The sequence below is a fragment of the Oceanobacillus sp. AG genome (genome assembly GCF_009746545.1).
Classification (GTDB): Bacteria; Bacillota; Bacilli; order Bacillales; family Amphibacillaceae; genus Oceanobacillus; species Oceanobacillus indicireducens.
Window position 1 is genome coordinate 127,437 of sequence record NZ_WOWT01000004.1, and the last position, 11,914, is coordinate 139,350.

General features: G+C 35.8%; 13 protein-coding genes. 2 read left to right on the forward strand and 11 right to left on the reverse strand.

From position 1 onward, the window contains the following. Positions 1-3: 3 nt before the first annotated feature. Positions 4-1,602, reverse strand: a complete 1,599-nt coding sequence (locus GN217_RS03245) for an alpha-glucoside-specific PTS transporter subunit IIBC (RefSeq protein ID WP_156855212.1) — start codon at positions 1,600-1,602, stop codon at positions 4-6. Positions 1,603-1,900: 298 nt separating this feature from the next. Here GN217_RS03245 and GN217_RS03250 point away from each other — a divergent pair, with 298 nt between their 5' ends. Further along, positions 1,901-2,647 carry a MurR/RpiR family transcriptional regulator gene (locus GN217_RS03250; RefSeq protein WP_156855213.1) on the forward strand — a complete coding sequence of 249 codons (747 nt, stop codon included), beginning with the start codon at positions 1,901-1,903 and terminating at the stop codon, positions 2,645-2,647. Between the two features lie 327 nt (positions 2,648-2,974). On the opposite strand, the gene hxlA is transcribed toward GN217_RS03250, so the two are convergent. The 10 genes from hxlA to GN217_RS03300 form a co-directional block, all read right to left on the reverse strand. After that, entirely contained in the window at positions 2,975-3,598 is a 624-nt protein-coding gene (gene hxlA / locus GN217_RS03255) for a 3-hexulose-6-phosphate synthase (protein ID WP_156855214.1), read from the reverse strand. Between the two features lie 15 nt (positions 3,599-3,613). After that, positions 3,614-4,564 carry a sugar kinase gene (locus GN217_RS03260; protein WP_156855215.1) on the reverse strand — a complete coding sequence of 317 codons (951 nt, stop codon included), beginning with the start codon at positions 4,562-4,564 and terminating at the stop codon, positions 3,614-3,616. 22 nt (positions 4,565-4,586) lie between these two features. Next, entirely contained in the window at positions 4,587-5,258 is a 672-nt protein-coding gene (gene rpiA / locus GN217_RS03265) for a ribose-5-phosphate isomerase RpiA (protein ID WP_156855216.1), read from the reverse strand. 32 nt (positions 5,259-5,290) lie between these two features. Beyond that, positions 5,291-6,577: a TRAP transporter large permease gene (locus GN217_RS03270; RefSeq protein WP_156855217.1), complete on the reverse strand. Its 1,287-nt coding sequence runs from the start codon at positions 6,575-6,577 to the stop codon at positions 5,291-5,293. After that, the gene (locus GN217_RS03275; protein ID WP_156855218.1) at positions 6,577-7,062 is read right to left on the reverse strand and encodes a TRAP transporter small permease; all 486 of its coding nucleotides are present in this window, start codon (positions 7,060-7,062) and stop codon (positions 6,577-6,579) included. Before GN217_RS03275 ends, GN217_RS03270 begins: the two co-directional genes overlap by 1 nt. A 21-nt stretch (positions 7,063-7,083) precedes the next feature. Continuing rightward, positions 7,084-8,109 (reverse strand): TRAP transporter substrate-binding protein, encoded by a 1,026-nt coding sequence (locus tag GN217_RS03280; protein WP_156855219.1) that lies wholly within the window; start codon positions 8,107-8,109, stop codon positions 7,084-7,086. Between the two features lie 29 nt (positions 8,110-8,138). Next, the gene (locus GN217_RS03285; RefSeq protein ID WP_156855220.1) at positions 8,139-8,777 is read right to left on the reverse strand and encodes a bifunctional 4-hydroxy-2-oxoglutarate aldolase/2-dehydro-3-deoxy-phosphogluconate aldolase; all 639 of its coding nucleotides are present in this window, start codon (positions 8,775-8,777) and stop codon (positions 8,139-8,141) included. Between the two features lie 16 nt (positions 8,778-8,793). Next, entirely contained in the window at positions 8,794-9,351 is a 558-nt protein-coding gene (gene hxlB / locus GN217_RS03290; RefSeq protein WP_156855221.1) for a 6-phospho-3-hexuloisomerase, read from the reverse strand. Between the two features lie 16 nt (positions 9,352-9,367). Then, positions 9,368-10,372: a LacI family DNA-binding transcriptional regulator gene (locus tag GN217_RS03295; protein WP_156855222.1), complete on the reverse strand. Its 1,005-nt coding sequence runs from the start codon at positions 10,370-10,372 to the stop codon at positions 9,368-9,370. 290 nt (positions 10,373-10,662) lie between these two features. Next, entirely contained in the window at positions 10,663-11,166 is a 504-nt protein-coding gene (locus GN217_RS03300) for a hypothetical protein (protein WP_156855223.1), read from the reverse strand. A gap of 91 nt (positions 11,167-11,257) precedes the next feature. Between GN217_RS03300 and GN217_RS03305 the strand changes: the two genes are divergently transcribed. Beyond that, positions 11,258-11,764 (forward strand): hypothetical protein, encoded by a 507-nt coding sequence (locus GN217_RS03305; RefSeq protein ID WP_198042576.1) that lies wholly within the window; start codon positions 11,258-11,260, stop codon positions 11,762-11,764. Positions 11,765-11,914: the final 150 nt, after the last annotated feature.

The following is an 11,914-nucleotide window of genomic DNA, read 5'->3' on the forward strand; positions in this document are numbered from 1 at the left end:
ATTTTACTGATTCTTATTTAGTATTTGATCGATTGAATCACGGACCTGCGGAACGGATAATCCAACAATAATTTGAATGCTTTTTTTATTTCTTATCACACCGTGAGCATCACCAAGCTCTTTGAAGTAAGCATCTTCTTTAACTATACTTTCATCATTTACAGTGACCCTTAAACGCGTTGCGCAGTTTGTGATGTCTACAATATTAGCTACACCACCTAGTCCTTCTAAAAAAACATCTGCTTTGGTCGCATAATCATTATTTACAGAATCATCTTGCTCACCAGATGCTTCCCCTGTTTTTTTGTTTTTATAATCTTCTTTTGTATAAAGAGTTGTTTCATTTTTATCATCTCGTCCAGGCATTGGGATATCAAATTTTAGTATTAAGAACCTGAACGTAAAGTAATATATGAAAATGAATATTATTCCGATGATAATTTGAGTGAGATATACACCCCAATGATTACCCATTAACGGAACCCAGTTAGTTGCAGCAATTTCAATGAGACCACCTCCCATGTTACCGCTTACGAGTCCGAAAGCATACATTATTGTAACCATTGTTGCACCTAATAAAGCATGAATTGCAAATAGGTATGGTGCAATGAATAAGAAAGTAAATTCAAGTGGTTCTGTAATTCCTGCAAATACAGCAGTTAATGTGGCCGCAAGCAGTAATGCACCTACTTTTTTACGTTGATCTGGTTTTGCTGTGTGATACATCGCATAAGCAATACCTATGGAAGCGAACATTTTAATATTTCCTTGTAGTAAGAATCCACCGCCTGGATAAATGTCTCTTAGGGACTCGGTTGTCTGAGAATACTCTGTTAAGTGAGTAATCCAATATGGTTTTGCTCCTCCATCTATGACTGCTGGGCCGTATTCAAACGGGGTATAAATAAAGTGATGTAGTCCTGTAGGAATTAAAATACGTTCCAAAAAATGAAATAGCCACACACCTATATACTTAGATGAAACCAAAAATCCCTGCAAAGAAGCAATACCATCTTGTACCATTGGCCATAACCAACTTGTAAAAAATGCTAACGGTGCCATAATTGCAAATGATATCATTACTACAAAAGGAGTACCTTGGAAAATACCTACAGCCTCTGGTAACTTTTTGTCATAGTAACGATTATGAAGCCAAATGACGATAGCGGAAATAAAGATAGCACCAATTATATTAGTGTCTAATGTTTTAATTCCTGCAATTTCTTTTAATCCACTGGTTCCACCAGCCTCAGCTGCAAAATTAACACCAAACGCTGGCCCCCAAATATCTAAAATACCGTTAATGAAGTAGTTAAATGTTAGGTAGCCCATTACTGCTGCTAAGACCGCTCGACCAGGTGCTTTTTTGGCTAAAGATATCGGTAAACCGATTACAAAAACCAGCTCCATTTGATTGAAGACTGTCCAACCGCCATTTTCAATCAATGACCATATTTGGTACCAAAGCCCATCAGGGTTTGCTAATTCTCCCATGACAGCTTCGTTTTTGAAAAGGGTAGCTAAACCTACAATAATACCAAAGAATGGAAACAAGAGAACTGGCACAATCATTGCGCTTCCAAATCTTCGAACCGCCTTCATAATTTACACCCCCATGTAGATCTGTTGATAAACATTTTCTGATTAGAAAGAATAACTTTTCATTGGCTTTCTACAATCGTATGCCTCCTTCAATGTGATGGATGTCAACGAAAAATATTCTATCATTTTTCATTGATACATTTAGTATAGTGTTGGCAATGGGCCGATTCAATAGGATTAGAGCCATTAGGGAAGGAAATGATAAGTATGAGAGCGCATTCAAAAAGTGGGAATTTTCCCAGTGTAAATATGAAATGCTATAATGGAAGTAATTCTAATGATAAGGTAGGAGAACTCAATGAAACTAGTAATGCTTATTAATAAGAATTATGAAAAACTGAATGAAAATGATTTGTCCGTCCTTCAGTATGTATTAAGTAATAAGGATAAATGCTATAATCTCAGTATCAATGAGTTGGCAGATATTTGTTTTGTTTCTCGTTCATCTATTCATAGGCTTGCCAAAAAGTTAGATTTTAACGGATTTAGTGAATTTAAAACATTTTTAAAATGGGAGAGCCAATCTGAATATCATACTGGAAATTTAAGCGAAACACTCCATTCTGATATATTACAAACATTTAAAAATTTAAATACAGTCGATTTTCGAAGTATTAGTGAAATACTTTTAAATGCTAATCGTATTTTTATACATGGAACTGGAACGGCTCAACAGTTTTGCGCAGCTGAATGTCAGCGTATGTTTTCCATAATTCAGACATATCTTATCCTTATACATGATCAAGTAGAATTTGATGCAATGTACCGTGGTATGAATGCCTCAGATGTTGTCATTACGATTTCTTTATCAGGGGACACACCTGAAATCGCATCCAAAACTAAACAACTCAACGCAAAGGGGGTAACGGTTATCACCATTACCAATCTTCAAAATAACAAACTTGCACAAATGTCGCCTTATAATATATACGTAACAACCACAGAGGAGTTAACAACACATGGCTTGGGTATCACGTCATTTGTTCCTTTTTATATTGCTATTGAAAAAATGTACCGCGAATTTATAGTTTATGCCAATTGTTAAATACATATTTTCCTTTAGTTCTTAATATTTAATGATAAACAACTATGGTATGAAATAATAAAATATTGAATAAAATGCTGGGGAAATCACTTAAAACAGTTGTTTTAAAATAGTGGAGAAATTAATGTGGAAAATGGACGGAGGGACAGGTTCCTTGTAGACTGTCTCATTAGTCTTGGACGAGTACCTGTCCCAGAACTGTTTTTCTTAAGCAATTACAACAATTTTATATAAAATATTAAAGCACTTAGAACTCCAGCAATCAGCTTCTTTTCATCATTCTCTTTCAATATTAATGAAACCAAATTTTTACTTTATAATAAAACTTTAATATTGATTGATTATCCTTTTCATTTCCGAAGCTACAAGGTTTGGATTATCTGCTGCTGTTATCGCACTTCCGACAATGATGATATCTGGTTTCTCTTCGATAATTTCAGGCAGTGATTCCAAATTAATCCCACCTGCCACCGCTATTTCTAACGGTGATCCCTTTACTAGAGAAAACAAATCGGTTGTAAAACCTCCTTCTGCTTGTCTGTCTTTCCCAATATGAAGGCTAACAAGCCTTACACCTAGCTGTTCAAGTTCTTTAATTCGTTCCTTTGAATGTACCTCGAGCAAATCAACCATCACCTGAGTCCCCATCTCTTCAGCTGTGTGCAACACCTCTTTTATCGTCAAGTCAGACGATAATGCCATAACTGTCATTATATCTGAACCGGCTTTAAAAGCCTGGTACGCTTCATGCCTGCCTGCATCACAAGTTTTCATATCTGAAAGGATTAACTTATCTGGATAACGCTCTCGCATTTCTTTTACAATCATCATGCCATACTCTTTGATAACACCCGTCCCTATCTCAATAATATCAATATGTTCCTTTACTTCTTCCATCAAATGAAAACATTCTTGTTCAGTAAGTCTGTCTAATGCTAATTGTAGCTTCATTATTGCACCTCATTTCTATCGCTCGATACGTTCAATTTCACCTAGTTTCCCTTGAACATCTTCATAATATGGCAATCCTTCATTATCGCCAACAACACTAACAACCATCGAACCAATCGTATTGGCAAAATGCAATGTTTTTTCAAGTGGCCACTTATTCAAAATTCCATAAAGCACACCTGCATTGAAACCATCTCCAGCTCCTACCGTATCAACAACCTTGTTAGATTTTACAGGTGGCGCTTCAACAATTTCCCCCTTGTAATAGCCGACAGAGCCATTTTCACCTTGCTTTACAGCTATATAAGTAACTCCCATTTTTTTCGTCTTTTCAATGATAGCTTTAGGATTCTTCTCACCAATAATAATATCCATTTCTTCATCCCCAGCTAACAAGATATCAACATGTGGAAGAATTTCAGCTAGCACTTGACTTGCCTCTTTCTTGCTCCACATCCGAAGCCTTATATTTGGGTCAAAAGAAATTAGCAAGTTATTTTTCTTCGCTAATTCGATTGCTTTATAGATAACATCGATATTAATTTTACCAATTGCGGGATAAATACCTGTTATATGGAGTATTTTCGCAGTCTTAAAGTATTCTTCATACAAATCTTCAGGCTTCATTGCTAGTGTTGGAGATTTATCACGATAATAAAATGTCCTGACATTTCCATCTTCCATAATTTCTTTAAAATTCAACGATGTAGGATAACCATCCACTAATTTAACCTGTGACATATCTATCCCTTCACCACGGGCAAAATTATAAATATATTTACCGAATTCATCATTACCTAATCTACTAATATAACCTGCTTTCAGCCCTAAGCGCGAGCAACCAATTGCTAGGTTTAACTCCGCTCCACCCACCTTTTTCTCAAACATATTTACGAACTTCATTGGTCCCGTTGATTGTGGGCTAAATGCAATCATAGCCTCACCAATTGTAATCACGTCATTCATTTCAGCTACCTCCTCTTGACACTTACCTTTGTAAAATGTCAACCGTTCCTTCTCTTGCAACAATCACTTTATGAGCCATTTGCGGAAATAAACCAGTTTCGACAACTCCTGTAATGCTTTTTAATTTTTCATGCAGTGCTTGTGGGTCTTCAATACTGTCAAACTTACAATCTAAGATATAATTTCCATTATCTGATACGAATGGCTGTCCATCCTTTTCCCTTAAAACCGCGACACATCCAGCTGCTGAAATTTGCTCCGTTGTCACCTCAAACCCAAATGGCAGTACTTCAACAGGGAGCGGGAATTCACCTAATTTAGATACAACCTTTGATGAGTCAACAATAATAATAAGCTTATCAGCTGCTCGATCAACAATTTTTTCCCTAACAAGTGATCCACCACCACCTTTTAAGAGATGGAGGTTTGGATCCACTTCGTCAGCCCCGTCAATCGCTATATCAATCTTTGTCGTTGTTGAAAAATCACTCAACGGGATTCCTAATCGTTTCGCATATCGTTCTGTTTTTAAAGAAGAAGGTATACCGTTAATTTTAAGGCCTTCTTTCACACGTTCAGCAAGCTGTTCAAGCATGAAGTTGATGGTGGAGCCAGAACCCAGTCCGACTGTCATCCCATCTTTTATAAATTCTATAGAAGCTTCAGCAGCCATCTGCTTCTGTTTATTTTTCATTATTATCTCTCCTCATAAACTATTAACTATTGCTAAAATAATCCAGGGTTAATCACTTTTGGAATAAAAAATGCAATTTCCGGGAAGAATGCAACAAACAGTAACACAATCAAAATTATTGCAATATATGGAATAACTGCTAAAAACGATCTCTCAATGGACATATTTCCAATTTTTGCTGCAAGTAATAAACATAATCCATAAGGTGGCGTAATTAATCCAATCGCTAATGTAATAACGACAATCAACCCAAGATGAACCGGATCAATTCCAAACTGCAATGCTGTCGGAAGAATGACAGGGACAAATAAAATCATTGCTGGAATTGCATCCATAAACGTTCCAACAAACAAGAAGAATGCAATCACGATAATAATAAATAACCACTCTGTTCCTACATTATTCGTAAAGAACTCCTGCGCAAGCGATCCCAATTGATAATAACTCATTAATTCTCCTAGCGCACTTGCTGCAGCTAATGCAAATAAAGATAAAGAACTCAGTGCGAGGGTATCCATTAAAATACCTGGCAAGTCTTTTACGTGTAACGTTTTATAGTAAAACATACAAACAAGTAGTGTATATACGGAAGCTACTGCAGCAGCTTCCGTAGCAGTAAAGAAGCCTGTAATAATCCCCCCAATGATAATGATTGGAGTTAGCAGTGCTGGGATAGCCTCTATCAATAACTTCATGAACTTTCTAAACTCAACACGCGCATCTCTAGGATAATCCCGTTTAATTGCCATGAAGTAGACGAAAACCATCATTCCTAAGCCAATTAAAATACCAGGTATAATTCCACCAAGAAACAACGCTCCAATTGATGCATTCGTTAGACCTGCAAAGATGATCATTGGAATACTTGGCGGTATAACGACTCCAACTGTTGATGATGCTGCTGTGACCCCAACAGAGGTTTCCTTATCATATCCTTTTTGAAGCATACTCGGAATCAGTATTTTCCCAACACCGGCAGTATCTGCTTGTGCTGCACCAGATACACCAGCAAACATCATCGATACAAGAATATTTGCATGTGCCAGTCCCCCGCGAACTGGTCCCACAATTGCTAAAGCAAGGTTGATAAGTTTTTCTGAGATTTTACCAGAGTTCATTAAATTCGCAGCTAATATAAACAACGGAACCGCAAGCAAAACAAATGAATCCAGCCCATTAACCATGGACATTGGCACGGTAGCCTCAGGTGTGTAAGGGATTCCAAAGATACCTAACAAAGCGACTATCCCGATAACAAATGCTATTGGAACACCAACAATCATTAATATAATAAATAAGCCGAGTAATAAAAATCCCATTATTCACTTACCCCCTTCACTTTTACTGCCTGGACATGATTAATTAAATGGGACACTGAATAAATAATCATCGTTCCTGCCATGATTGGGATAGCTAACCAGACATATCCCATCTTCATTTCTGGTATTGTTGCCCAAGTATAATTCCAAAACTCTGTTACAACTTGCAAACCTAGCAAAAATATACAAATATTAAAAACGATGAGAACCAAATCATTAAATACACTTAAGGACATTCTTTTTTTCCCTTGCAATTTTTGGATTAAGAAATCAAAATTAAAATGTTCTCTACGATTCACCATTACTGCAGCCCCCATAAAGACTGCCCAAATAAAGGAATAGTTCGCCACCTCTTCTGTCCAAATGACAGATACACCCAAATGTCTGGTGACTATTTGCAATATAATAATGAAAAAGAATATACATAGAAATATAACACCAGTAATGATTTGTACTTTTTCAAGTATGTTTACGAAACGCTTCATGATATGACCTCCTTCAATTATTTACTCTAATTCTCTTATCTTCTGCAATAATTCTTCAGCTTCAATCTCTTTTACAAATTCATCCAGGATTGGCCTTGCAATTTCAATAAATTGCTCCCTATCAATCTCGTTGATGATCGCTCCATCAGATATAGCTTTTTCTTTATATTCGATATCTTGTGCATTCGTTGCTTCACGCTCTGCGACTACAGATTGTTCAGCTGCGTCTAAAATAATTTCTTGATATTCTTCTGGGAAATTATCAAATTTTTCTCCATTAAATAAGACGAGTCTGGTCGTGTAATCATGAGCTGTTTCCGTTATATACTTACCATTAGAGGTAGTGTGATGTGCCTGTTGCACAAAAAACGGGTAAGCGTTTTCTGAAGAGTCAACAACATCCTGTTGCAAACCTTGATACAATTCGCCCCATGATATAGATGAAGGGATTGCACCAGTTTCCTTCCAGAAATCAGATATAACTCCAGACGTTTGTGTTCTTAGAGAAAGACCCTTCAGATCATCCACCGTTTCCAAAGGAATTTTCCCGTAGAAATGTCTAACCCCAGCTGACCAATAGCCTATTAGTTTAAAAGAATTATTGGATTTTTCATTGATAATTGCTGCCATTTCTTCCCCAACTTCTCCATCAACTGCTCTTAACCAATGATCATAACTATTAAACAAATATGGAGCAGAAAAAATATCTACTTCTCGAATTCCTGTTTGTGTCATAAGACCAGGCGACACGACTACAAGATCGGCTGCACCAAGCTGCAGCTTCTCAATTAGCTGCGATTCTTCTGTACCAATTGTACCCGCATGCACTTCTACCTCTATTTTCCCATCAGATTTTTCCTCTACTATCTCTTTAAACTTCAGTAAACCGACCTGGTAGGGATTATCAGGTGACGTCTGGTTATGTGCTGTAATCAATTTTATTTTTCCATCATCCTCAACTTCTATATCATTGGTATTACAACCAGCCAATAGAACAGCAAGTGATATAAAAATGATCAGAATAAAAGTATAGTTACAATTTTTCATGTGATAAGCCTCCTTATTAATATTAGTATTTATCCCTCTAGCTCGTTTATCTTTTCTACATACTTTCTTGCTGTTTGTATTAAGTGTTCGTAATCTTCAGCTTTCTTTAATTGCTTTGCGTTTACAAGATTGCTTCCTATTCCAACAGCTATACTTCCTTTAGAAAGGTATTCATTTATGTTCTCAAGCGTAATTCCACCAGTAACCATCGCCTTCACATGCGGTAATGGACCAAGGATATTTTTTACATAATTTGGTCCGAATGCATTGGCCGGGAAAATTTTAACCATTTGGGCACCGCTTTCATAAGCAGTCACAATTTCTGTTGGAGTCAGGACTCCGGGTATGTTTAAGATTCCATAGCGATTTGTTAACTTTAACGTTTCGATATTCAATGTTGGAGATACAATAAACTTCGCTCCCGCCATAATGACAGATCTTGCAGTTTCCAGATCAAGCACTGTTCCGGCACCAATATTTATTTTATCTCCCACATGTTTGACAGCGGTATCAATTACTTGCAAAACATTTGGAGTTTCAGCAGTGATCTCGACTGATTGAACGCCCCCTTCATGTAAAGCATTAAGAATAGGAACAATATTATTCTCATCTGCGTTTCGAATGACAGCTACTATTTTACTTTGTTGAATTTGTTCGATTAAATTCATTCATGGACACTCCCTATTATTCTAGATTTGTATGTTTTTGCTCCAAACTTGTATGGCTGTTTCTATCTGGATTATTATTTAAAAGATATATAACAACTGCATCAAGCAGCAAGTGCGCCGACTGATCAAATTGATTTCCAAGCGGTTGGGCTGTAGTTGGTTCAGATTCCAAACGTTTCTTAGTTGCTGCGGGAATTATAATAAGATAATCACTTATACTTCCTATCTTCGAATCTCTATTTGTTGTAACTAATGCGACTGTTGCCTCTATCTCTTTCGCCCTTTTTGCATAATTTATAAGTGAGCTGGTACTTCCCGACCCCGAGATAATAAGCAGTAAATCATCCGAACCGATACTTGGCGTTATCGTCTCCCCAACAACATAAACCGGATAGCCGCTATGCATTAATCGCATAGCTACTACTTTGCCAATTAGTCCAGACCGTCCCGTCCCTGCTATAAATATCCGGTTTACACGCTCGATTTCCTCTGCTAGTCTGATTGCTTCATTGGAATCAACTTTTTCTAATACTTCCTTTACTTCTAATGCAACTGTGTTAATAATATTTTTCACGGCTGATCACCTTTCTTCAACAAGATTCTCTTATAATTAACTCAGGTTTAAAACGATATACTTTCGTGTCGGTAGATAAATTTTTGTCATGCATCAAATCAAATAGAACTTCTGCTGCTTTTTTTCCCATTTCAAACGCCGGTTGGGCTATTGTTGTCAGTGCAGGATTATAAATACTTGCAAAAGATACATCATCGACATTAATTAATGCCAAATCATCCGGTATCCGCAGCTGCTCTTCTTTTGTGTATGTTAATATTTCAATTAGCGTACGATCGTTTATTGCAAGCAATGCAGTTGGCGGTATAGGTAAACACATCATTTCTTTTAATTTTCTATGCATTTCCTCTATCTCTCCACTTAAAATATAAGTCGGCTCAACCCGGATACCATGGTGCTCCAAGGCCTTTTTGTATCCTTGAATCCGTTCAAATCTTGGTGTAACTTTTTGAGTTAACGGAGGAGAAACCACTCCTATGCGTTCATGTCCCTTTTTCACAAACTCATCAACTGCTAAAAATGCTGCCTGTTCATTATCCAGCAAAATTGTATTAATGGGAATCTCAGGAATTAATCTATCCATAAATACTACTGGATAATTTCCCTCAATTATTCCTTTATATAATTCGACGTTTTCTCCAGTAGGAAATGCGATGATGCCATCTACCTGCTTTGCTCGAAGCATTTCAATATATCGTTTTTCTTTAACCGGGTCATCGTCTGCATTACAAACAATGACGTGGAAATCCTTTTCATTACAAAAATCTTCAATTGCTCGGATAACCTGAGTAGAAAACACATGTAAAATATTCGCTACAATAACCCCTATCGTTGTGGAAGACTTTTGCTTTAATCCCCTTGCCAAAATGTTAGGGCTATAGTTCAACTCCTCAATTGCTTTTTCAATTCGTTTTTTCGTTTGCTCCCCCATATAGTCATAGCGCTGATTCAAATATTGAGAAACTGTACTTTTTGATACGTTGGCATGTTTTGCAACATCCGCTATTGTCGTCTTCTTCATCTATCTTCTCCTAGAACTCTTTACTAAATCGGTTTAGTAAATCGATTTAGTAAAAGTATATATTACTCGTAAGCGTTTTACAAGAGGTTTTTATTATTTTCAAGTTTATAAATACGCTATTCTACCACAAACATTCGTTCATATTACCATTTTACCAATGATTAAACAGCCAAACTTTCATTATTCGATTAATAAATACATTGTTTTTTAATTATTCACATGTTTATACTATATATTATTAGCTATTTTTTCATTTGAATTGTCTATTTTCGTGCTACTGCTCCGCGATATTATTTGACTGCCTCTACTCTTTTTTTAGTAGTAATTATTGATTGCTTTTGGTATTTCAAAAGAATATCTTCCTTAACATAATAAACAAATACTACCGATAAGTCATTGTCATTTAAATCTTTAGTTTCTCTTAAAATATGAATATCTTCCTTCATTGCATAAATAAAGTATAAATTGTTTACCTGATTTGAATCGATTTTAGATACTTTGTAAATCTCTCTCTGCATATTAAATAAATGTAGCGCACGATTAATTAGCCTTACTGTTGCAACACTAATAGTAAACAAAATAACATTAGTTATTCCAAAGAAAAACATAACAGGTAATTGATTGTATAAAGAAACATCTTCTTCTAGAGCATTACTCACATAAAACGACATTATTATTATAACTGTAAAAAAAATACCTACATAACTCAATAAAAGGCTACATTTAATGATTTTTTTAGATGTATAGCCTTGTTTTATTAAACTCTTAAATTTAGGAATTGATATAATAGCCATTATAATAAAACATACCGCTATAATAATTATCCACACTAACTGTAATAACAGTATCAACCATACGTTGCCAAGAGGGTTGAACCTTACTCCTATGCTATACCCGGCCGACATCAATCCAAAAGTAAAAATAAGTGATGTAAAAATAATCTCAAGAAAATCTTCCCAAACAGCTTCATATTTAGGGGTTAGCATCTTTTCAAACGGTTTTTTATTCAATACTTTAAAAAATATTTTTATAATAACAAATGATATTGACAAAATTGATATTATAGAAGCTATAATTACGTCTAAGGATGGTTCTCTAATCAATAAAATTAATGAATTTTCTAACAATGTAATAACACTCGTTTCCTTGAATAATATTTCTATAATTACTTTAAGAATAGTTTCGTTTGCCGTACTTTGGCCTAATTATTGCCATAAAGATGACCCGTCGTTATCCGAAGAGAACATTAGACCAAATAGCAATACTCTCTTCAGCCTTAACCTTGTTTGCGTGATATTGCCATTAGCGGCTCATACACGTCTGTCGAACTTAGAAGTGATATGGCGTCAAGAGCCTAATCAAGCAGCTCAAGCCAAGGTAAAAATAATATAGTATTCAAATAGTGGCGGGGACCTTCTTTGTCATACCTGATTCGATTGGATGAACTGATTCAGTTGTTGGCTAGTTAGCCTTAAGAAAACAAAAAAGCATAAACAGTTGTTCAAATCATAAATCAGTGGGTTTATCATAATTTTGCTTTAT

Excerpts from the sequence above, each read along its gene's own strand:
- GN217_RS03280 (WP_156855219.1), bottom strand. The coding sequence starts at position 8,109 with ATGAAAAATTGTAACTATACTTTTATTCTGATCATTTTTATATCACTT.
- GN217_RS03260 (WP_156855215.1), bottom strand. The coding sequence starts at position 4,564 with ATGAATGACGTGATTACAATTGGTGAGGCTATGATTGCATTTAGCCCA.
- GN217_RS03285 (WP_156855220.1), bottom strand. The coding sequence starts at position 8,777 with ATGAATTTAATCGAACAAATTCAACAAAGTAAAATAGTAGCTGTCATT.
- GN217_RS03275 (WP_156855218.1), bottom strand. The coding sequence starts at position 7,062 with ATGAAGCGTTTCGTAAACATACTTGAAAAAGTACAAATCATTACTGGT.
- hxlA (WP_156855214.1), bottom strand. The coding sequence starts at position 3,598 with ATGAAGCTACAATTAGCATTAGACAGACTTACTGAACAAGAATGTTTT.
- GN217_RS03245 (WP_156855212.1), bottom strand. The coding sequence starts at position 1,602 with ATGAAGGCGGTTCGAAGATTTGGAAGCGCAATGATTGTGCCAGTTCTC.
- GN217_RS03300 (WP_156855223.1), bottom strand. The coding sequence starts at position 11,166 with ATGGCTATTATATCAATTCCTAAATTTAAGAGTTTAATAAAACAAGGC.
- rpiA (WP_156855216.1), bottom strand. The coding sequence starts at position 5,258 with ATGAAAAATAAACAGAAGCAGATGGCTGCTGAAGCTTCTATAGAATTT.
- GN217_RS03295 (WP_156855222.1), bottom strand. The coding sequence starts at position 10,372 with ATGAAGAAGACGACAATAGCGGATGTTGCAAAACATGCCAACGTATCA.
- GN217_RS03250 (WP_156855213.1), top strand. The coding sequence starts at position 1,901 with ATGAAACTAGTAATGCTTATTAATAAGAATTATGAAAAACTGAATGAA.
- GN217_RS03270 (WP_156855217.1), bottom strand. The coding sequence starts at position 6,577 with ATGGGATTTTTATTACTCGGCTTATTTATTATATTAATGATTGTTGGT.
- GN217_RS03305 (WP_198042576.1), top strand. The coding sequence starts at position 11,258 with ATGCTATACCCGGCCGACATCAATCCAAAAGTAAAAATAAGTGATGTA.